We start from the raw sequence: 21,186 nt of genomic DNA, 5'->3' as shown, positions 1-21,186 counted from the left end.
TGTCCGCGTTAAATATACCATAAATTGTAAGCGCTTACAATATGTTTACCACTTGATTCTAATAAAGATTTGTGATAGCGATTCCACATTTTTCACATTTTCGATTATTCCAGAAAGAAAAATAGAACGATCTTGATCTTGACATTGACCTTAGGTCATACTCTAAGCTAATCTTTGTCAAGGAGGCAGCATGTATCAAACCAATGAATTAGCCGAGCTAGCCGGTATCACGCCCAGAGCCGTTCGATATTATGAAAAAGAAGGCTTGCTAAAAGCCAGACGCGAACCCGAAAACAACTACCGGCTGTTTGATGAGCAGCAAGTTGATCGACTCCAGCAGATTCTCTTTTACAGGGAACTCGACTTGCCCATCCAGCAGATTAAAAGAATTCTATCGTATCAACATATTGATCGTTTGCAGATCTTAACAGTACAAAAACAGGCCTTGCAAGCTAAAAGACAAAAGCTGGACGCGTTGATCAGGCTGGCTGATCAGACAATTATTGACGAGAAAGGACAAAAACATATGACAGACGAAGAAAAATTCACAGCTTTCAAAAGGCAGATGCTGAAAACAAATGAGCAAAAATATGGTGACGAAATCCGAGAAAAGTACGGCAGACAAATCGTCGAAGAAGCCAATGCAAAGATGCTGCACATGACTGCAGCAGATTACGAGCGTTTTCAAAATTTGGAAAAAGATCTATTCAAACAGCTGATCACACTGTTAGCAACTCAGGATCTCAATGGTCCAGAAGCCAAACAGGTTTTTGAAGACCATAAATCTTGGCTGAAAATGACGTGGACTAGCTATTCCCCAGCAACTCACCGCGGCCTAGCAGAGATGTACCTGCAGGATAATCGCTTCCAAAGCTACTACGATGATAAAGTCGGTGTCGGCGCCACGGCCCTGCTTTGTAAAATTATCAAAAAATACGCAAAATAAAAACGGGTTTTGCCCGTTTTTTTAATCATCATTTCCTGACAAACAAACTCACAACATGTTGCAAAACCCGGTCCAGATAACAGCCAGGCGTTAAAGGCGTCTCGCCTAACAGCATGCGGTACACAATAATTGCCAGGATCACGAACAGTTCGACTGCAGCCGCAAAAAAGAGTGTAAATAGCACACCATCTAAATAAGACTGTTTAATCTCTTGTTTGACCCGCTTATAATCGCGTGCCCATTTCAAATTCCTCTGTTCTGCCTCGGACAAATACCAAGTGTGAACACCGCCTTGATTCGGCGACTGATAAACTCCCTTTGATGCCATGCTGCTCCTAGTAAAATCAATTTTCAGTTAGAAATTAAGATCATTATATGGTAAAAATATGTTTCCACCATTTACCGAAAAGTGGAACTTAATATAAGCGTTAATTTTATCACGTATTTTGTCATCAATTTTCCTATATGAAGCAAAAGGAATCGCACTTTAGCCACTTATAAAACCCTTGAATTGTCCATATATGCCGATTCGGTGTTTTTCTATAACTGTTAGATACATCATCGCTTCTTGGAAATTGTTGTCCTAGAATCTTCACACATGGAAGCCGTTGCCTGCCAATGCTTTTTTTCAAAGATGCCGCTGTCTTTAGCAGCTCATCTTGGCTAATCGCCTGCTTCCAATATTGTTCTGTTGCAAATTTTAACTCTCGATGTGCACCTATCCTGGGAAAACCGATGATAGTAGTTGTCATAAAAACCTCTTTTCAAATATCTACTCATTGACAAAGCAAAACTTCTGGCACTTCCTAATGCGTAATCACACAAACACAACAGATTTCAATCCGGAAACAAAGGTATAAAAAAATCGCTCCTGAAATACAGAAGCGATTAACGCGTTACCATCCTGCTTTACTTGTTTTGTTACCAAAAACAAGTCTTGCCAACCATCTAAAGCAAAGCGTATGAGCTGCCTCTAATGGCGTGCCCGATAACGAGGGCCATTCCGTCTGGTGTTTTCCGTAAACGGTTCGCACCAGCCAATCACCGGCCATGTTCATCTCTCCCCGCACGTTGGCTTGCATCAAACGCCAACTTTCTCTGCTTTGGTTCAAAACTACTCTCCGGATCAAGTCGTTTGAAATCTATGACTCCCAAGATAACACAAAATTCCTAATTGTCAAACTAATCAAAAATTACAAAAATACCACAGCAAGTTGCATGACGACCAGTAGTACACTCGCAATCACGATATCTCTTTTTTTGATCACAACTTTTTTAAAGTGAGTCCGCGGCGCATTCTCAGTGAAGCCATGAGAAATCATGGCCGTCGACAGACGGGACGACCAGCGCATGGAAATCAGAATAGATTTAAAAAATAATTGCGGTGAATAGGGCGCCATTTTGACGCCGCGCATCATAGCAGCAACGCGAATTACTTTAATTTCCTGTTTGACGCGAGGAACAAAGGACAGTGCGCCGCGCAAACCGTAAATAAACACAGTCGGAAGATGAAAATTTTGTTCCAAAGAATCCAGCAGCCAGTCCATATCTGTCGTAAATGAGAAAGCAGCACCCAGATAAACATAAACTAGGATACGTGTCATCATGACCCAAGCCATCTCCCTGCTGCCAAAAGTATTAAAGGATGTCCAGGCGCCGAGCATGGGAATGATCGGCAAAAAGATCAGCAGCAGATAACGATACCAACTTAGTCTAGAGGCTAACAAGTAAATTATGGTACATCCAGCAACGACTAAATTAACACGATAATCCAAAATCACCGTGATTTCCAGACTGACAATCAGAATTAAAATAAATTTGATACTCGGGTTCATGGCATTCATGATAAACGCTCCTGATAATGCAAAGTCTGATTCTCTAGTCGCAGATAAAAATCGACTACCGGCAGCAATTGATCCAATTGGTGACTGATGATCACAAAACGCTGACGCTTGCGATCGGCAATTTCACGTAAAATGGCAGCCACCTGCCTAACAGATTGAAAATCCAATCCAGCTAAAGGTTCATCGAGCAATAAGACCGGCGTTTCCATAATCAGCATCACAAACAATTGCAATTTTTTCTTTTGGCCGCCAGACAGTTGATAGACAATGTGATCACCGAGGCCTGACATATTCAAACGCTGCAAGTAGGCCGCGACCGCTTCTGGCTGCCAATTCTCTGGATGACGCGTTTGCTGCAAACTTAATGCTAATTCCTCATCAACAGTCATTCGCAAATACTGTTTCTCAGAATTTTGAAAAACAAGTGCGACTTCCTTCAAATACGAAGGAACCTTTAATTTAGAAATATCCCGATCTAAGTAGGCGATTTCCCCCTCGTAATCTTTCAACCGCGTTAGGGCGTTAAACAAAGTTGACTTGCCAGTTCCATTATCCCCAGTCAAAAGTGTAATACCGGCCGCCGCTAAAAGCAGATGCTGAATTGAGAAAAGTTTTCTGTCCCCGACCGAGACCTTTAAATCATCACAAACAAATGCGCCCCTTGTTGGAACTGCGAAATCAAAAACCTGTTTAGTCGGCAAACGTTTCTTAAAATCACTTTCGCTGATCGCCTGAATCGTTTGGTCAGCCATCAGCCAAACTTGATTGGCTAGGTCCTCATAACCGGATAAATCATGATCGACAACAATAATGGTCGTGCCGTCTGCTTGCAGCTGCTTGACTTTTTTTAGTAAATAACGTCTGGACGGCTGATCGATATTAGCGAAGGGTTCGTCTAAAAGCAAGACTTTACTCTGCATAGCCACAATGACAGCTAAGGCAACTTTTTGTTTTTCGCCGCCAGACAGTGTATTTATTTTTAAATTAGACAGTTGGTTAATCCCGACAAAGTCAATCGCTCTCTGTGCTTCTGCTTGAATTCGTTCTTGAGGAACCTGCAAATTTTCCAGCGTAAAGACCAGTTCATCAAAGGGTGTTGGCATAGCAAATTGTGTATTCGGATCTTGAAAGAGCATACCAACATGACGAGCGCGCTGATTGGCCGGCAGATTATCGACGATCGTATTATCGGCAATCACCTCACCTTTCAACTGCGGATAAAAGCCTGCCAAAACACGCAAGAACGTCGACTTTCCAATACCAGAAGCGCCAATCAACAAGTTAAAACTAGCATCCTGAAACGAAATACTGAGATCATTAATAATTTTTTTATTGCCATAAGAAAGAGTCACATGGCTTAAGCTGGTCGTCATTTATCCCGATATTTATCCGTTTTCTTGGCAATCGTGAGTACATCTGATTTTGTTGCCATGTTAATTTTGCTATAAACCATGACCGGTACATCTGTAATTTGAGCAGCAACTTTGGGCAACTCTTTTAAAATAGCCATCAACTGGTCGTAGTCGCCTTCCAAGGTAGATTCAAACGGCCCGACCTGATAATTAACACCACTTTTATCAATATAAGCAATCACGTAATCGACAATCCGAATGACGTCGTCCCGATCTGCCGTGATGGGCAATACTTGCACTGCAATACTAGAAATCATTTAACAATCTCCGATTTATCGTTTGAAAGAATGCCCGATTTTGCAATTAGTTTCTCCGTGAAATACACAATCACACCCGAAAAAATGGCAGCTGAAATCAGACGCGTGATAAACAGACCAATCAAAAGTCCTAATGCGTATTGTGAGTAACCGTTTCTCAATAAATCCCAAATAAATGTGACAAGCGTAACAGTCACAACCGACAAAGATAGGCTCGTCTTATCCCAGCGGCGGTAACCAAAGGCGGCAAAGCCAATTTCCGTCCCAAAACCCTGAATAGCGCCAGCGACGATATCCATAATGCCCCACTGTGAACCAAAAACCATTTCAACGATTCCAGCCAGTGTTTCCCCAAGAATAGAAGCACCAGGACGACGTAAGATATAACCCGCCATTGGTCCAGCCATCAGCCAAGGGCCAATGGTGGCATCATTGGCAAATGGACTGAGTCCCATCGGTGTTAGCACGGCTGCGAGGCCGTTATAAGCAAATGCCCATACCCAAAAAATAAAACCAAAAAAAATACTGATCAAAGCCAGAAAAATGAAATCACGCAAGGACCATTTTGTATGCATAAGATACCCTCCAAAAAAAATTTTTTAAACATCGCCATGCAGGACTTACCATCAAAAAAGCCAGTCTCTGTAAGAAGACTGGCTTGAAAAGTATCTATTACGACCGAATATTTATGTGATCAGAACAACGAGCACACGATAATAAAGCGGTAAATCTCTCAAGTAATCTCCCTACGCTAGTGCAAACTAGATCAGGTTATGTGGGTGTAATCTCAGCCTTCAGGCACCCCAGATTTTGATGTTTTGGTTATTTGCGATCAAATAACAATCTAAAGTTTATCATAGCTAATTCCAGCAAGCAAACGCAATTACTGATGATGATCGCATACCTTTTTCCAAATACATAATTTTCTATTTTTTGAACAAACTGAATCTCTTGGAATCACAGCATCTTCATAACCTAATGCCGACAGTTCTTAAGCCAAGGCACGGCGGTCAACCCAAAAGATTTGATTAGTACCAGTAACTCGCACTTGTGCATATTCATATAATCGCGGCTTCGTTTTGCTGCCGCGATTGGTCTCGACAACCGCTAGCACAGTCACAGTGCGATTTTGCAAATTCAAACTGCTTAACGATGCTGTTGGCAGAACCGTATCATCACTCGTCAAAGCCGGACCATCGGTATAAACCATATCCTGCCGTCCCCGAGGTTCAATGATCCGAGCTGAACTGGCAAAGTTAGTGATTGTCCGCCTTGTGGCATAAGGCTGTACATTCAAAGAACGAGCGTCGACCCAAAAAGTCTGAGAACCATTCGTAACCTGTACATAGGTGTAGCGAAGATTATTGCTTGCGCGCGTCGTCGTGACACTCTGAAGAATCCGAACTGTCTGATTACGATAATTATCGATTGAACCATTACCGTCCAGAGTAGCAGTGCTGGTCAATGCCGGCCCTGCGTTGTAGATTGAGTCAGTGCGGCGGCCAGGGTCGATAATCGCATAATGACCAATTGATGCAATTGGCGCAGATTGGCTGTCAAAAACTGAAACAGACCGTGTGTCAATCCAATACTCGTTGATACCAGCACCATTTTGAATATTCTGATCGTGAACGCGCAAATAAATATAATGCTGGCCGTTAGCCCGAACAGTATCCACGGACTCAAGCACAGTGACGATATGATGGTTAACCGCATCAGATATTGCAAAATGGGTTTGCGCGCCAGGTGTCGATAAGGCCGCAGCATCCTCGTAAAGGCCATCGTGACGAATGCCCGCCGCAATATAGGCCTGGTAATTCAATCCATATGAATTGTGAATGACACGAGAAAACGGTGCGAAATTCAATGCACGTACATCGACCCAATAAGACTGGTTGCCATCGCTGACATAGGCATACTGATAATCTCGATTATTAGTCTTTCTGTGAGTTGTTTCGATTTGCAGAACATACACATTATGCCCATTGAAGTCAGAGGCCCGCCCGTTACCACCAGCAGCAGAGGTCTCCACGCTTGTGTTTGCTGGGCCAAGAAGATAAATACCATCATAAGGACGGCTGGCAACGGTTGCCCATTGGTTTCTCGATTGATTTAAGATAACTGAATCATATTCGTCAGCAGCCACACCTCGCTGGTCGATCCAGAATATCAAATTGTTCTTATCGACGTCCCGAACCCTCAAAAATGTGTAATAGCCGCCATTAGAACGGACTGTTAATACTTGCTCTAGTACTTGAACACGGTCTCCTTGAAAATGCGAAGAATGATATTCAGCAGAAGGTACATTCGTATCAGCGGAAGTAAGCGCAGGCCCATTTAAAAAGATACCTTCATCGCGGCCGGACAAATTCCTGATTGTGCCAGTATAATTTGTCGCATTAGAAGACACAATTGCAGCTTCATAATGATCGACTGTGGCCAAAAGAGCACCAATGGCTTTAGCCGAGGCACTTTCAGCAATCGCTCCTTGAGCCATGACAGAACCCGGAATCACGCTGGTCTGATCCCCGTTAATAGCGATTTCAAAAGAAGGGCCGAAGGTGGCATAATTATTGGCCCCGGCCGCGAAATTACGATTCGTCATATAAGTGGTAATAATCACACGATTACTGTTGGGGACTTTGATCGCAAAATAAGAATAATTGAAAGTCTTACTATTGCCAGGTTGCGAACTTGATACGACTAAGCCGTTGCCATTCAAAGGACGGTATTGACCGTTAATCGTATCCGAAACAAAGCCTAGCATCATCACATTATCTGCGTTGTCAGAGTTATTAATCGAGGAACGCCCGATCCTTGTCGAGGTAAACAAGTAATACTTGCCATTTAGGTAAACCATCGATGGGCGCTCTAACTCTTCTGAAGCCAAAGTCGCTGTAATTATCGGTGCCATAACCGTGACGCTATTGTCATCGTTCAGCTTAATCAAACCAATCACGGAATTGGCAACTTTAGCAATATTGATACTGCCACTATCAGAAGCAAGCAAAGAATATTGCTGATTGACAGCATCTTGAGAATCCGATGAATAGGAAGATAGATTATTTAAATCTTGGAGATGATCTGGCGTGTTAATCGGTGCCGAACCTTCAAAAGCCAAGTAACGGTCGACGCCGCCATTTGCATTGGCAACGAAAATGATATGCGGGTCACGCAGAGCCGTATCCATTAACGGCTGGCCATTTTTCGTTGCCTGGACCTTACCATTGTAAGCTTGTTCATTGGTCATATATTGCTGACCATCGGCATCGAAAATAATATGATCATCCAAAACTTTCGTGTAGAGGCTATCATCGGGATTCGCATATAACCCAAGCTGCGCGGTCGCTAAATGTGAATAATTATCGGCAATTTCGACAGAGGTGTAATAAAGCTGAATTGTATTATCCGCATTCAAGATAGCCGAACCCGACCATTGCTGAGATTCAATCGGATATTGTTGATGAAAACCCAAACGATCATCTTTGATATCTGGATTAGAAGCAGCATAAACATGTGCCTGAGGGTTATCGGGGTTATACCCCCACTGGTAATTCTCTTGTACCACATCATTTTGAAAAATTGCGCCGGTTGTTTGCCATTGATCAATCGCAGCTGATGACAAATCGGTGCTTTTTTGATCATCGTTTTTATAAAAAAGATACAAATGCCCGTCAGACCAATTAGCGCCAACACCAGCCATGGCAATCACCACTTGATATGTATGCTGACCGATCGTAATTGTTTGAATCGAGCCATCGGTTGGATTTTGCACTGGCCATGAATCCCAGACATCCAATTGCGTTGGTTGATGATTGACACGACCGCTTGCAGGATCCGGACTAGTATCGGCCGTAACTGCGGCTGGTAGACTTTGGATTTTTGTGGGATCGACTGCTGGGTAGGAATAATTAGGATTCTGCCAGTTTGCGGACTGGTTCATACTGTTCAAATCAGAGATGGTCAGATTTGGCGTTCCTTGGCTGCCATTCCAATGATCAGAATTTAACGCATTGATCTGGCTGTCAGTCAAATTATTAATTGATGCGTCCAAAAATCCCGCATAAAAAACGCCATTGTCATTTAATTGTGAATAACGGCCATGAAAATATTGTGAACGAGCCTCTTGGGCATCGGTATGAGTCAATCCATCGCGGCTATTATTTGTATTTGTCGCAACAGGCGCAGTAGGAGTTTCAGGCTGTTGTGCATTGGCCGCTGGCTGAGATGTCGTTCCTTCATTGGCTGTCGATGATTGGCCAACGGCATTTTGTGAACCTGCATCGGCTGTGCTGCTATCGGTCTCAGGACTTGTTGTCACTGGATTATTATTAGTAGGCTGTGTGTCCGTAGTCGAAGACTGATCCGCTGTCTTTGCTGCAGGATCTGGATTGGCCGGCTGTTGAGAAACCTGCTCAGCTGTTTCTGGCTCTTGCGGCACCTGTGTACTGTCGGCTGATGCTGATAACTGAGGAGTTACGATGGCCACCGCCGCAATCACAGACCCAATCACCCAATTTTTGCCAGATTTATAAAGTTTCTTTCTTAAAATTTGCACGCTGTGCCCCAAACCTTACCAAATATTCTCAAAACATTAATAGAACGAAGCAGAAGAACATCTTTGCCTATCTCAGAAAATACTCAACAAATATCATTTCAATAGTAAAACAGTTGTTAATTCTAGCACAAACCTCTATTCTCATACTAAACGCTTTGGTTTGAAAGCGCATACATTATATTTTTAAATAGTGAATCATCAGCAGGTTAATGCCTGACTGAAATGAATCGAAGGGTTGTAATTGATAAATACGATAAATAAAAAATGGCCGATATCGGTCATTTTTTGTCAGCCAATTATTAAGAACATAGAAAAGATAATTAGCAGACTTTCAGTTTCTTCTCTAAAGCTTCAGTCAGAATCTGGAAGAAATTAATGCCTTGTGTTTCTGCCCTCTTAGCTAAATCAGCTGGGATAGTTGTATGTGTTTAACCAATAAAGACTTAGTTTGTTCGCGCGCTTGAACTAAATTGACTTCGACTGGATAAACGACTTGCTGATTCTGAACTTTGATTTGGCTAATATCAGTTGCAACCGAATAGGCATCCCGATAATCAACAATTAAAATAGCACCCAGAACTTCTGATGCGTGAATCAAAGCCTGCTTGAGATTATCTCCTTCAGTAAAAACGTTAGGCACATCGGGAAAATTGGCAATATACCCTACCCATCTTTTTGAAAATTAGCCGGATAAACGAGATAACGTTCTTTCATCAATTCCTCCTGAAATGATACCAAAAAAATGAAAGCGCTTTATTTTTTTGGAAAAAAATAATATGATTTACTTGATTAAACAGAAGTTCACTAGTGCGCAAGAGAAAGTAGGTATAAAAATGAAATTAATTGCTTACCACGTTAGTTCTGAAGAGAACAAGTATGTACAGGAATGGAGCAAGATCAACAAAATAGAAGTGGATGTTTGCAATGATTTTCTGACACCCGAAACTGTTACTAAGGCTAAAAATTACGATGGCATAAGCGCATTGCAGAAAGTTCCATATTCAGCAGAACTATTTTTGAATATGCAAACATTCGGGATACAGTATTTGTCCCTTCGCAATGTTGGAACTGACAATATTAACACAACCGTAGCTCAAAAAGCCAAAATTCATATTGCTAATGTTCCAACTTTTTCACCCAATTCGATTGCTGAATTTGCTGTGCTACTTGCCATGTCCTTAATTCGGAAAATGGGGTTCGTTAATCATGCAAACAATAATGGTGATTTTCATAAAGATCCTTCCTTTGAAGGAAGGGAACTGAAGACTTTGACAGTTGGTGTAATTGGTGCAGGCCACATTGGGAAAGAGGTTGTGCGAATCTGCAAGGGCTTAGGAATGAAGGTATTAATTTATGATTCTCTCTCTCACTCTCAAAGTTCTAGTGATAAGCAAGAACAATATGTCACCAACTTAAATCGTCTTTACGCTCAATCGGATATTATCACGTTACACGTCCCTGGCGTTGCAAAAAATTATCATTTACTTAATAAAGATACATTTGCTAAAATGCAGAAACACCCATATATCATTAACACGGCGAGAGGAAACTTGATTAATACAAAAGATTTGATATCCGCCCTTGAGTCAGGTGTCTTGGCAGGAGCTGGTCTAGACACATATGAGAACGAAAATCATATTTTTGAAGATCAAAAAAGCGGGAAAGCCATTTCTGACCCTGAGTTCCAACAATTAACAAAAATGCCAAATGTGATTTTAACGCCTCATATTGCTTTTTATACTGAGAGCGCTATTGCTAATATGGTGAAATTTTCTTTGGATAATTTGAAAGAATTCGTAGAATCTGGTCACAGCAATAACGAAATTTTTTAATCTCCGCCTTGTATGCGGCCATCTGACAGTTTTTCACACTACTAATGCAAACATTTTTACAAGAAAGTGTTCAGTCGCCATGAATTTTAATGAACGTTTGATAAATTCACGTTACAAATTATCTGAAGCCGAAACCAGCCTAGCGGTCTTTATTGCACACAATTTATCATCCACCAGTAGTTTTAGCATTGAAAAATTAGCTAAGACAAATTTCACTGTTCCAAATACAGTGACAAGACTATGCAAAAAACTCGGTTATTCTGGGTATGCAGAATTACGTATAGAATTTCGAAATATCAAAAAAATAAAGGATGCAAAACAAAACTTTATAAGCGAGAAACAATTGATCGAACATACTTTTGATTTAATTGACGCAAGTCGTAATCAGAATATTGTTTCCAAAATGATTAAGGCTGAGAAAATAATTCTTTTTGCTGTTGGTGAAACCTCATTCCCTGTTCATGATTTTGCGAATACGATTAATTCCTTGAACCATAAAACAGTTTTTTATACCTACGAAAATCAAATCATAAACGAGTTTCAATCTTCAAAAAACATATTGACAATTCTAGTGAGCTTGTCCGGGGAGAACGAGCATGTGTTACAAATCGCTAAAATTGCGAAACAGAATCAGCAATTCATCGTGAGTCTCACACATTTGTCTAATAATACACTTCAAAGAATGTCCGATATCCAACTTTTTTGTTATTCCCCCAATAGGCAAGTTTATGGGATCAATCTAACTGATAAAGCGCCATTATATCTAATCCTAAATGCTCTACAAGAGCAATACCTACAAGAGACGTGTAAAAATACACAGATCTAGACAAGTGTGATCGAACGCGTGTAATTTTTCTTGATAATGTATGCGCTTACATTACCATATATATCATTATCCTTGTGGGCGGATACAAAGAAAGGATAAAATATTATGGATCTCACTAAAGCTACATCGCCTAATCTGATTTTTCTGGATCAGGACTTTTCAAGCAAACAGGACGTTTTCAATTTTCTTACTCACAAGCTTTATGAGGCTGGCAAGATAGACTCAGAAAAAAAATTTTTACAGGCTTTGGCTGATCGCGAAAAAGAATCCGTTACCGGCCTAGAAAACGGTCTTGCGATTCCACATGGTAAATCCAGCACTGTGAAAAAAGCAGTATTCGCAGTACTGAGAAACAGGCACAGCATTCAGGATTATCAGAGCCTAGACCCCAGTAATCAAGTACAATTAATTTTTCTATTAGCTATCCCAGTTTCGGGAGCAGACGGCGTCCACCTAGATATCTTATCTTCCTTATCTACACGCTTGGCAGATAAAGATTATCGTATTCAACTAATGAAAGCTACATCGTCACAACAAATATTGAATTTACTCAGTGACCAGCCAACCGCCGAACCGATAATCACCTCTGATAATAACGTAAATACTGTATTACTGGGAATTACCGCATGTGCAGCCGGAATTGCTCACACATACATGGCCGCAAAAGCATTAGAACAAGCTGCTGCAAAAAAGGGATACAAGATTTACGTCGAAAAACAAGGTGCTAAGGGACTTGAAGACAGAATCACAACATCACAAATCAGAGAAGCCAAAGCTATTATTTATGCACATGATGTAGCGCTAAAAGAATTAGACCGTTTTAATGGACTACCGAGTATTGACGTGCCGGTCGCTGAACCAATTCGCAATGCTGACAAAGTTTTAGACCAAGCCATAGCAAAGTCAAAAAATTATATTCCAGGGAATTCTGACATCCCTCAAGTTGATACAAATGTTAGCAAACAATCGATAGGCACAGAAATCAAGAACTCTATTTTAACTGGAATCTCTTACATTATTCCTATTATCATAGCCGGCGGCATGTTAGGCGTGTTCGCAGTTGTGATCACTCAAGTTTTTGGATTACAATCCATGCTAAACAACCAAACTAGTTGGCTGTTCTTACTAAAAACACTTGGAACAAATATGCTGGGAACTTTAATGGTCCCGGTTTTATCAGCTTATATGGCATACTCTATCGCTGATAAACCAGCTCTCGGACCTGGATTCGCCGGCGGACTCGCAGCCAATATGATTGGCAGTGGTTTTTTGGGGGGCATGCTAGCAGGATTTATTGCTGGTTATGCAGTGAAATGGATGAAAAATCATATTAAAAGCAATGGGTCCTTGTCCAGTTTGATTACGTTCTGGGTCTATCCAGTACTGGGTTCTTTAGTGGTAGGCATCTTGATGTTACTTGTAATTGGTAAACCGGTAACATGGCTAAATACATCTCTAATCAGCATGCTAAACCATATGTCTGGTTCAGGTGCGATTATTCTTGGCATTGTGCTAGGCATCATGACCTCCTTTGATCTTGGGGGCCCGGTAAACAAGGCAGCATATGCATTCTGTTTAGGAGCAATAGCTAACGGCAATTTTGCGCCCTTTGCCATTTTCACCTCCATCAAGATGGTCTCAGCGTTTTCAGTGACCGCAGCATGTGTTTTAAGGAAAGATTTATTCAACGAAGAAGAGAGACAAATTGGGAAACAAACGTGGGTACTGGGTCTAGCCGGAATCACAGAAGGGGCCATTCCCTTTGCAATGCTAGATCCTATCAGAGTAATCGGTTCCTTCATTGTTGGTTCGATGGTAACCGGAGCCATCGTGGCATACTTTAAAGTCAAACTCAGCATGCTTGGGGCGGGCATCTTTTCAATGTTCTTCCTGCAAGGCAATGTTGGATTGGTTGGCAACATCGCCATTTGGTTGGGTAGTGCCCTACTAGGGGCTCTTATATCAACGATCTTATTAATCCTAACACGAAGTCAAAAAATATCTAAGTCACTAAAAACGGCACCTTCATCGAAGAAAGGATAATGTATGGTCAAAGAAATTGATTTAGTGAATCATACACATTGGGATCGTGAATGGTATTTTACGACCCAAGATTCGCAGGTCCTTAGCGAACAAGTTTTTACAGAAATGTTGGAAGAACTGACAGAGCACCCTGAGGCTACTTTTACTTTAGATGGACAAACATCGATTTTAGATGAATACATTTCCTTGCATCCAGAAAAGCTAGACATTGTACGCCAGCTAAATGCAAGAAAGCAACTCTTTATCGGTCCGTGGTTTACTCAAACTGATGGTCTTATTCCTGATGTAGAATCCATCATTAGAAATCTAGTGATAGGGATCACTAGTACACGCAAAAGATATGGTAATCCAATGATGGTAGGCTATTTACCAGATACATTCGGATTCAATGCGCAAATGCCAACAATACTGAATCAAGTTGGTATCAAAAATTTCCTATTTTGGCGGGGCCTTGATCTCAAACAGCAAGCTGGTCAAGTGTATTTTAAATGGAACGGGTTAGGAAACCAACAGGTCATTGCTGCTGCATTTCCCTTTGGCTATTTTACTGGTCAAATAACACTGGAATCTAAAAGTAGATTATTGGATTTTGTGATCAAAAGATATGACCCAGCTGCTGAATTTTCAAGACAAAATTCATCAAGTGAAACCATATTAATGCCATCAGGAATTGATCAACAAAATATTATTCACAATATTGCAGATACGGTTAAAAAGTTAAACCGAGATAGCACTTTTCTAACCAAAATTTCATCATATCCAGATTTTTTCAAAAAATTAACAAAAAGCGAAGATCAACTCCCAACTTATCAGGGCGAACTACGCGATCCTGGTTTTGCTAGGGTCCATAGAACAATTGGATCAGTTCGCCACCAAATCAAATTTCTCAATTTTGAATTGGAACAAAAAATATTGCGAAGAGTAGAACCTCTAGCAATCATTGGGCGCCAGTTGGGAATTCACGTGGGTAATGGCCTATTCATTAAACTTTGGAAAAAATTACTTGAGTGTCAACCTCACGATACATTAGGTGGCAGCATTTCAGATAATGTCGTTACTGATGTCTACCACCGGTTTAAGGAGGCAAACGAAATTGCAGATGGCATTGAAAATTTAATTGCTAGAAAAATTGCCTATGGACTGAATCTCACTGACCACGACTTATTAATATTTAATACTGATCCGTTTTCATTTTCCGGTAGAAAAACAGTGACATTAATGGCGCGATCAAAACACATTACTTTTTCCGAAGGTACTCAAGCGGAAATAATCAACTCGACTTTTTTCCCAAAAAGAGAACATTCTAGGACACGTAGCGTTGAAGGCTATACTTATACTGATGAACCCGCATATTGGCTTCTGACAGTGGAGCTGACCGTACAGCTACCGGGATTAGGATACAAAGTTGTTCACTTTCAAGACTCTAGCAATTCTCTTCCAGAAGAGAAGCTGCCACTCAATCATAATCAGATTAAAAATGAGTACTTTTCTGTCTCCTTCGAGGATGGCCATCTGAATTTAGTAGACATTAAAAGTAACCGGCGATTAACTAATTTTCTGAATCTACTAGATTCAGCTAACGACGGTGACACCTACGATTATTCACCATTAAAAGGCGATGCAGAGAAGACAATAAAATTAATGTCGGCTTCGACAGAGAAATCACCGCTGAACTTATCACAGACACTTCGCGTCACTGCGGTGTCACAATTGCCTTACGATCTTAGCGATAGATTGAATCCAAAAACTACTAAGTCATTTGTATGTGAAATTTCGTTGACCCTACGACAATCGAGCCCAATTATTGATACTAAAATTATTGTCCACAATGATATCCTTTCGCATAGACTAAGGCTAAGGTTGAATAGTGGTATTGACTCTGCTCAAGCTCACGCAATGATACAAGGAGGTTTTGTAGATACCAGTAATAAAGAGATAGCGCCAGACTGGGACAAAAAATACTCAGAAAAACCTGTTAACATTTATAACTTTGACAAAATTGTTGGAATTCGAGACAGCCAAACAAGCTTTGACGTAATAGTGAAAGGAATTAAAGAATATGAGAGCCGTGCCGGAGAACTTTTTCTCACTCTAATGGCAACCACTGGTGAACTTGGAAAATCAAATCTGCAATGGCGTCCTGGCAGAGCATCGGGAGATACAGCTGATTTTGGTCACACTATGATGTCAACTCCATTAGCACAAGAATTAGGTGATAACACTTTTGAATTAGGATTGCTTATAAGTACCCCCCCGTTAGATAACAATCAATTAGCTCAAACAGCCTATGGTTGGCTATCGCCTTCTATTAGCTATCAACTTCAAAACTTCAATTTCTTCGTTCACAGATTAGACAATAAAATTTGGAAATCGGAATACGATCCTAAACATCTTCCTAGTTCCTTATCATTGCTTAACATCAACACGTCGCTTTCCGTCACAGCTCTTTATCCAGCCTATACAATTCCAAAAGCAATTATCCTTAGATTACAAAATGTCAGCAATCACGAGGTCGACATAAGTAATTTACTTCATCAGGGTTTTAAGATTATTAATGCGCTTGAAGAGTTTCCAAGCAAAACCAGCCAATCGACAGTAGGAGCATTCGACTTAATTAGCTTGATGTTAAAAAAATAAAGATTCCAATATTCAAAAAACGCCTTTAATTCTCACTACTTTATCTAGTATGACAATTAAAGGCGTTTTAATATTGGACTTAAAATAACCCCCAGTGCTTCTGAATGCGTTATAGAGCAAGTTCCTTCAAACAGTTAATCATACTTTGCAAGCGCAAGGTTACCACCGCTCTATACTCCATCGATTGTCCTAATCAGCTTTCATATTTCGAGTTTTATTTTTAAGAGGGCCCTGAACGTTATTTATAATGATTATAAAACTCCCACAAGCCTCATCTCAATGTGGCGCCTCAGGCCCGATAATGTCCCCTCAGCTTGCTCAGCTGAAACAGCATGAAGACAAAAGTCGTGATGGTTAGATAAGTCAATATATTGAAGGCAGCATGCAAATATGGTTTGACCGTCGTGACCAGCAAATCCACACTCAGCCATTTGAAATAGAAGCCAACCACGATAGCCGCTATCAAAGTCATGATGATTACAGCCAATTGTAGTTATGTTTCAAAGTACCATTTTCAGCTTGATACTGAAGTGCCCAACCATCAACCTTCTCAATCCTAAATGAGTCGCGCCAGCTGGATAGGTGAACAATAATTTTGAACCAAATCGTCAGTTCGGCCGGGATCGTCGTCAAAGCGAAGAGCACATCTACCCATCGCTTATTTGGCGTCTTAATTGTCGCCACCGTGTTAAGCATCGCTGAGACAAGAATTGGCAAGAACCAGATATAAGACCAGACAAATTCGTGAAGCAGCAGCGCAACAGGGATTAGAATAACCAGCATAATTCTGATCAACAGGTTAAAGCCCATCAATAATTCTTGACTCCACAGCTGACGCGCATAAGCAGTCGACACACCAGCTTTGGTCATATATTGAATTATACCGGCTTCCCACTTTTTCCGTTGATTATATAAGCTGCGGAAAGTGGTCATCGAGTCCACATAACAGCGAGCCGAATCACTAATTTTGCATTGCCAGCCGACTTCTCGAATCTGCTGTGTCAGCAGCAAATCTTCTGTATCGCTTTCATTGGAATAAATACCGTTCATTTTAAAATGTCGGTAAATATCTCTTAATGTTTCCGGGCGAAACATAGAACACTGGCCGCCGGCGATCTGTGCTGTATGATTATTCACTTTTTGTTTGATTGTCCAAGTCGAAAACTCGACATTCTGTGCAACGGCATAAAAACGTGATAAGGGGCCGCCAAATTTACCGTGTTTTAATAAATATTCCCGATTAGGATCATTCCGTGGAATGACATTGATGCTTTCGGGGAGCAGACACTGATAATTCGCACTGACAGCACCGGTCTTGTATTGGTCAATGAGCTCCTGATACAAAGTCAATAAACAATCCTTAGCTAAATAAACATCCGCATCCATGCCAACAAAAGCATCAATATTAGCTACGGCTTTTAAATGCTGATCAGACAAAGCTTCATTTGTCAGATCTCCGAAGAACAGACGGTATACTTGATTTAACGCACCCGACTTACGTTCCTTATTGTTAACGGTCTTGAGCAGATAGAGATTCAATTGATCAGCATACTTGGCTATCTCTTGTTCAGTACCATCTGTACAGTTGTCCAGCGCAATGAAAATATCGAGAATATGATCTGCAATACCCACTTGCTCCGCAACGCTTTTAAGCACGTTCCCTATTGTATCGGCCTCATTATGTGCGGGAATTACCAGCGCAATTCGCTTTGATACATTGTCATTAAAAATTCGATTGTTTACCGCATCCTGGTAAGTAACCTTTTTCAACATTCCTGATTCTCCTTAGAATTTAATCAATAACGTTGTTGCATAACCAATAAAGTTATTGTACATTACTTGTATGGCAAATACAATAACTTTGTTGTAAATTTTGTTGTATACTTATTCTATGAAGAAACGAATTACATTTGCGCTTGAGGAAGACCTCATAGCTGAACTCAAGACAATTTCAAAAGAAACCATGATTCCGCAATCCCGCTTGGTAGAAAAGGCCATTGAGGATTTGATTGTCGAAGAAAAGAAAAAGATCGATCAAGGGTTAATTTGAATGGTTTCAAAATAAAATAAATTCGATTGCAAATTGTTTTAAGCGCAATCAAAAACTCCCGAGATATTTCGAGAGTTTTTTTGATGACTAGTTGCCGGAACGTTTTTATCTTTTTATCATACGTTAGGGGTACCTATGCCAAATATTCCACAGAGACTCAGCACTACAAATGTATCTATCGATAAAATGCTTATCATGAACTTTTAGTAACAAGCAGCGAAGAAGCAATTTCTAACAAACGCAGATGCAGAGTTGGCCATGACACTGTGTGAATCTTGATGGAGTGACAAAAGCTTTATAACGAGAGAAATTCCAGATCTCATAAATGAGTATAAAAAAACGCCTAATCAAGACTAGGCGTTTGAATATCATATGATAAATATAATGATTCGGTAAATTCGCTTATTGATTGCTCTGAACCGCATTATCGGCGTACTGTTGCAATTGCTGAACATCTTGGATCGCATCAGATAAATCGGAGCTATCTTTTTTTCCAGAATCGACTTGTTGTTGCAAAGCGGTCAGCTTGTTGTTTAAATCGTTAAGACTTTGCTGAGCGGCAGCTAATTGATTGTTAGCCGCATCAACTTCTTGTTGTTTAGCGGCGACTTTGTTGTTGCCATCCGCGATTGCTTGTTGCGTCTCGGCAATTTTTTGTTGGATCTGAGACTGATATGAAGCACTTTGGTTATTAGCATCAGTTAACTGGCTTTGAAGAGAAGCTAATTGACTCGTCAATGAGGTTACATTTCCCTTCGCGGTATTTAAATCATTCGTTGCTTGAGAAAGCTGTGAATTTAAGTTAGTCAACTGCGTGTTTTTATTTTGAACTCTAGAAACCAAGGTATCAATATCAGACTTGGTCTGTGCGACATTAACGTGTCCGGCTCAAACGCTATCGGCAAAAGACTTAACGCCAGCTCCCGCTGACAAAAGTAGCAAAGCTACACCAGAAACAATCAGATACTTTTTAATTTTAATCATAACAACCTATCTAAAATTTTATTTTTTTGGAAGGGATATTAATAAACCCGACAAGAAAAGATGATACTAGCCATAAATAGAATTGTCAAGAAAAAATCGTAATTTCTTTAGTATAACTCAAGGAATCTATCTAGCACGCAATCGGCATATGGCGAACTTATTTCTCCACATCCCCGGAGATCAGCCAAGAATTAAATATAGACTTAGCCTTCTTAACTTTGAACAAAGCCGTGTCGCCTTTCTTTAAACCATATTGCTGTGACGCCGGATAAAAATTCCGATGTTTGCCAGCCTGAAGATTTTGTCCTAGCACAGTCTTATTTTCGCCCTTCTTGATTTTGATCTTAATCACAAGGTTCATCATGCCATATGCTTTTTCGATATCGTTGATCGAATGCCTTGAAGAATCCGATCAGCAGAATGGCCGAAGCGCTGAGCGACAAGCATATAGAGACAATCATTAATGGCAATTTGGGAAGTCAAAGAAATTAAAGCCTCGGATCGAAATTGAAAATCTTCAGAAACCGAGAAAAAGCAGACCTGCCCGAATGCCGCTAGCGGTGAACTCGGAAAACTTGTAATAACGATCATTGGAACATGGCGTTCCGCTAACGATTCTGCTAATTCCAATGTGTCAGAATCATTACCGGTATGGGAAATAATCACAGCACAATCTTGATCTGTTAGTCGAGTTGTCTGCATCAAAGCCATATGATATTCCGTATCATAAATCAAAGTTAGAGGCACTCGCAAAAATTTATGATAGGCATCCAAAGCCACAATATTGGACCCGCCTAATCCAAAAAAAGCGAGTTCGTGGGATTTTACAATCATGTCCGTTGCTTTGGTGAGATCCTTTTCTTTCATCAAATTGAAAGTCCCATTAAGTGTGGCAATGTTTTCGTCGAAAGTCTTCTTAGCCACCATCATTGGACTGTCACCCTCGCTAATCGAAACATCAGACAAATTCTTTGAGTTAATTTGATTGGTAAAATCCCATTTGAATTGCGCAAAATCCGTATAACCCAGTCGACGAATAAAACGAGAAATCGTCGATATTGAAACACCGCTTGCTGCAGAAAAAGAACTCACATTTACAGGAATCTCATTATTTGCAAGAGTCAGATAATCTGCGACCTTTTTTTGGCCTGAGCTTAATTTTGGATAAATGCTTTTGATTCTTTTAACAATACTCAGTTCCATTTCAATCCTCCAAGAAAACGTTTTATCATTGCAATGAAAGCGTTTTCGTTTATAATAGTAAATGAAAAAACGAATCAATTAAATTATACTTTTTATGACTTATTTTTTCATATCATAGACGCATTGGAGGAGAAATGGAAGTCATTCCAAGATTATTACCTGATCAAATACAACTGAAAAAGCATGCCGAAGATTGGCAATCAGCTCTTCGGTTAGCGGCCAAACCGCTATTAGATCAGAAATACATTACAGCAGATTATGTTCAGAGCATGATCGACTCTGTCAAAAAGTTGGGGCCGTATATTGTTATTTCGCCTGGCCTAGCGTTGGGCCATGCCAGACCGTCCAGTGCGGTTAAAAAAACAGGATTTTCGATTACAACTTTGGACAAAGCGGTTAAATTTGGCAACAAAGATAATGACCCAGTGGATTTAATTGTAATCCTCGCTTCGATTAACAATGTTGATCACTTAGCTCTCTTGCAAAAACTGGTGTCATTTCTTAATGATTCAAAGAATTTAACCTCTTTGCGTCAAATGACCACATCAGATGAAGCAACGAAAGTTGCGCAACAAATAAACGGAGATTTTTAAC

Annotated in this window: 19 protein-coding genes, 1 pseudogene and 1 riboswitch; of the genes and pseudogenes, 7 read left to right on the top strand and 13 right to left on the bottom strand. The window is 40.5% G+C overall.

Going from position 1 to position 21,186, the window contains the following annotated elements; all coding sequences use genetic code 11:
- Positions 1–190 precede the first annotated feature (190 nt).
- Complete coding sequence (locus tag NRF22_RS05635; RefSeq protein ID WP_263779612.1) at positions 191–946, top strand: MerR family transcriptional regulator; 756 nt, start codon at positions 191–193, stop codon at positions 944–946.
- Positions 947–974: 28 nt separating this feature from the next.
- Here NRF22_RS05635 and NRF22_RS05630 read toward each other — a convergent pair whose 3' ends face one another.
- The 8 genes and pseudogenes from NRF22_RS05630 to NRF22_RS05595 form a co-directional block, all read right to left on the bottom strand.
- The gene (locus NRF22_RS05630; protein WP_263779610.1) at positions 975–1,274 is read right to left on the bottom strand and encodes a hypothetical protein; all 300 of its coding nucleotides are present in this window, start codon (positions 1,272–1,274) and stop codon (positions 975–977) included.
- Between the two features lie 287 nt (positions 1,275–1,561).
- Positions 1,562–1,698: pseudogene (locus tag NRF22_RS05625) on the bottom strand (hypothetical protein); the annotation flags it as partial.
- A gap of 441 nt (positions 1,699–2,139) precedes the next feature.
- Positions 2,140–2,781, bottom strand: coding sequence for an energy-coupling factor transporter transmembrane component T (locus tag NRF22_RS05620; RefSeq protein ID WP_318528713.1), 642 nt, complete (start codon positions 2,779–2,781; stop codon positions 2,140–2,142).
- A 5-nt stretch (positions 2,782–2,786) separates the two neighbouring features.
- Positions 2,787–4,163 (bottom strand): ABC transporter ATP-binding protein, encoded by a 1,377-nt coding sequence (locus NRF22_RS05615; RefSeq protein ID WP_263779608.1) that lies wholly within the window; start codon positions 4,161–4,163, stop codon positions 2,787–2,789.
- Positions 4,160–4,459, bottom strand: coding sequence for an MTH1187 family thiamine-binding protein (locus tag NRF22_RS05610; RefSeq protein ID WP_263779606.1), 300 nt, complete (start codon positions 4,457–4,459; stop codon positions 4,160–4,162). Before NRF22_RS05610 ends, NRF22_RS05615 begins: the two co-directional genes overlap by 4 nt.
- Complete coding sequence (locus NRF22_RS05605) at positions 4,456–5,034, bottom strand: ECF transporter S component (RefSeq protein ID WP_263779604.1); 579 nt, start codon at positions 5,032–5,034, stop codon at positions 4,456–4,458. The genes NRF22_RS05610 and NRF22_RS05605 overlap by 4 nt, the downstream gene beginning before the upstream one ends.
- 151 nt (positions 5,035–5,185) lie before the next feature.
- A riboswitch (TPP riboswitch) is annotated at positions 5,186–5,275 on the bottom strand.
- A gap of 175 nt (positions 5,276–5,450) precedes the next feature.
- Positions 5,451–9,017 (bottom strand): GW dipeptide domain-containing protein, encoded by a 3,567-nt coding sequence (locus tag NRF22_RS05600; RefSeq protein ID WP_263779603.1) that lies wholly within the window; start codon positions 9,015–9,017, stop codon positions 5,451–5,453.
- A 400-nt stretch (positions 9,018–9,417) separates the two neighbouring features.
- Positions 9,418–9,657 carry a hypothetical protein gene (locus NRF22_RS05595; protein WP_263779602.1) on the bottom strand — a complete coding sequence of 80 codons (240 nt, stop codon included), beginning with the start codon at positions 9,655–9,657 and terminating at the stop codon, positions 9,418–9,420.
- A 193-nt stretch (positions 9,658–9,850) separates the two neighbouring features.
- On the opposite strand from NRF22_RS05595, the gene NRF22_RS05590 reads away from it, so the two are divergent.
- The 4 genes from NRF22_RS05590 (at position 9,851) to NRF22_RS05575 (ending at position 16,355) form a co-directional block, all read left to right on the top strand.
- Positions 9,851–10,849 carry an NAD(P)-dependent oxidoreductase gene (locus NRF22_RS05590; protein ID WP_263779601.1) on the top strand — a complete coding sequence of 333 codons (999 nt, stop codon included), beginning with the start codon at positions 9,851–9,853 and terminating at the stop codon, positions 10,847–10,849.
- A 79-nt stretch (positions 10,850–10,928) separates the two neighbouring features.
- Entirely contained in the window at positions 10,929–11,675 is a 747-nt protein-coding gene (locus NRF22_RS05585) for a MurR/RpiR family transcriptional regulator (RefSeq protein ID WP_263779599.1), read from the top strand.
- A gap of 105 nt (positions 11,676–11,780) precedes the next feature.
- Complete coding sequence (mngA, locus tag NRF22_RS05580) at positions 11,781–13,718, top strand: PTS 2-O-a-mannosyl-D-glycerate transporter subunit IIABC (protein WP_263779598.1); 1,938 nt, start codon at positions 11,781–11,783, stop codon at positions 13,716–13,718.
- Positions 13,719–13,721: 3 nt separating this feature from the next.
- Positions 13,722–16,355: a glycoside hydrolase family 38 C-terminal domain-containing protein gene (locus tag NRF22_RS05575; protein ID WP_263779596.1), complete on the top strand. Its 2,634-nt coding sequence runs from the start codon at positions 13,722–13,724 to the stop codon at positions 16,353–16,355.
- 289 nt (positions 16,356–16,644) lie between these two features.
- On the opposite strand, the gene NRF22_RS05570 is transcribed toward NRF22_RS05575, so the two are convergent.
- Together NRF22_RS05570 and NRF22_RS05565 are read right to left on the bottom strand one after the other, a co-directional pair.
- The gene (locus NRF22_RS05570) at positions 16,645–16,827 is read right to left on the bottom strand and encodes a hypothetical protein (RefSeq protein ID WP_263779595.1); all 183 of its coding nucleotides are present in this window, start codon (positions 16,825–16,827) and stop codon (positions 16,645–16,647) included.
- A 5-nt stretch (positions 16,828–16,832) separates the two neighbouring features.
- Positions 16,833–18,128, bottom strand: coding sequence for a glycosyltransferase (locus NRF22_RS05565; protein ID WP_263779593.1), 1,296 nt, complete (start codon positions 18,126–18,128; stop codon positions 16,833–16,835).
- Between the two features lie 118 nt (positions 18,129–18,246).
- Between NRF22_RS05565 and NRF22_RS05560 the strand changes: the two genes are divergently transcribed.
- Positions 18,247–18,405, top strand: coding sequence for a ribbon-helix-helix domain-containing protein (locus tag NRF22_RS05560; RefSeq protein WP_263779591.1), 159 nt, complete (start codon positions 18,247–18,249; stop codon positions 18,403–18,405).
- Between the two features lie 402 nt (positions 18,406–18,807).
- Here NRF22_RS05560 and NRF22_RS05555 read toward each other — a convergent pair whose 3' ends face one another.
- The 3 genes from NRF22_RS05555 to NRF22_RS05545 form a co-directional block, all read right to left on the bottom strand.
- Positions 18,808–19,215 (bottom strand): hypothetical protein, encoded by a 408-nt coding sequence (locus tag NRF22_RS05555; RefSeq protein ID WP_263779590.1) that lies wholly within the window; start codon positions 19,213–19,215, stop codon positions 18,808–18,810.
- A gap of 331 nt (positions 19,216–19,546) precedes the next feature.
- Entirely contained in the window at positions 19,547–19,741 is a 195-nt protein-coding gene (locus tag NRF22_RS05550) for a hypothetical protein (protein ID WP_263779587.1), read from the bottom strand.
- An 8-nt stretch (positions 19,742–19,749) separates the two neighbouring features.
- Entirely contained in the window at positions 19,750–20,592 is an 843-nt protein-coding gene (locus NRF22_RS05545; RefSeq protein ID WP_263779586.1) for a MurR/RpiR family transcriptional regulator, read from the bottom strand.
- A 134-nt stretch (positions 20,593–20,726) separates the two neighbouring features.
- On the opposite strand from NRF22_RS05545, the gene NRF22_RS05540 reads away from it, so the two are divergent.
- Positions 20,727–21,185, top strand: coding sequence for a PTS sugar transporter subunit IIA (locus NRF22_RS05540; protein WP_263779583.1), 459 nt, complete (start codon positions 20,727–20,729; stop codon positions 21,183–21,185).
- Position 21,186 lies beyond the last annotated feature (1 nt).

The organism is Oenococcus kitaharae, from assembly GCF_025758695.1.
GTDB classification, from domain to species: domain Bacteria; phylum Bacillota; class Bacilli; order Lactobacillales; family Lactobacillaceae; genus Oenococcus; species Oenococcus kitaharae_A.
The sequence above is the reverse complement of the archived record's forward strand: the minus strand, read 5'-3'. Positions and strand labels throughout refer to the sequence as shown.

Bases quoted from the DNA above. Each gene is read 5' to 3' on its own strand.
- NRF22_RS05635 (WP_263779612.1), top strand. From the start codon at position 191: ATGTATCAAACCAATGAATTAGCCGAGCTAGCCGGTATCACGCCCAGA.
- NRF22_RS05630 (WP_263779610.1), bottom strand. From the start codon at position 1,274: ATGGCATCAAAGGGAGTTTATCAGTCGCCGAATCAAGGCGGTGTTCAC.
- NRF22_RS05620 (WP_318528713.1), bottom strand. From the start codon at position 2,781: ATGAACCCGAGTATCAAATTTATTTTAATTCTGATTGTCAGTCTGGAA.
- NRF22_RS05615 (WP_263779608.1), bottom strand. From the start codon at position 4,163: ATGACGACCAGCTTAAGCCATGTGACTCTTTCTTATGGCAATAAAAAA.
- NRF22_RS05610 (WP_263779606.1), bottom strand. From the start codon at position 4,459: ATGATTTCTAGTATTGCAGTGCAAGTATTGCCCATCACGGCAGATCGG.
- NRF22_RS05605 (WP_263779604.1), bottom strand. From the start codon at position 5,034: ATGCATACAAAATGGTCCTTGCGTGATTTCATTTTTCTGGCTTTGATC.
- NRF22_RS05590 (WP_263779601.1), top strand. From the start codon at position 9,851: ATGAAATTAATTGCTTACCACGTTAGTTCTGAAGAGAACAAGTATGTA.
- NRF22_RS05585 (WP_263779599.1), top strand. From the start codon at position 10,929: ATGAATTTTAATGAACGTTTGATAAATTCACGTTACAAATTATCTGAA.
- mngA (WP_263779598.1), top strand. From the start codon at position 11,781: ATGGATCTCACTAAAGCTACATCGCCTAATCTGATTTTTCTGGATCAG.
- NRF22_RS05575 (WP_263779596.1), top strand. From the start codon at position 13,722: ATGGTCAAAGAAATTGATTTAGTGAATCATACACATTGGGATCGTGAA.
- NRF22_RS05570 (WP_263779595.1), bottom strand. From the start codon at position 16,827: ATGACTTTGATAGCGGCTATCGTGGTTGGCTTCTATTTCAAATGGCTG.
- NRF22_RS05565 (WP_263779593.1), bottom strand. From the start codon at position 18,128: ATGTTGAAAAAGGTTACTTACCAGGATGCGGTAAACAATCGAATTTTT.
- NRF22_RS05560 (WP_263779591.1), top strand. From the start codon at position 18,247: ATGAAGAAACGAATTACATTTGCGCTTGAGGAAGACCTCATAGCTGAA.
- NRF22_RS05545 (WP_263779586.1), bottom strand. From the start codon at position 20,592: ATGGAACTGAGTATTGTTAAAAGAATCAAAAGCATTTATCCAAAATTA.
- NRF22_RS05540 (WP_263779583.1), top strand. From the start codon at position 20,727: ATGGAAGTCATTCCAAGATTATTACCTGATCAAATACAACTGAAAAAG.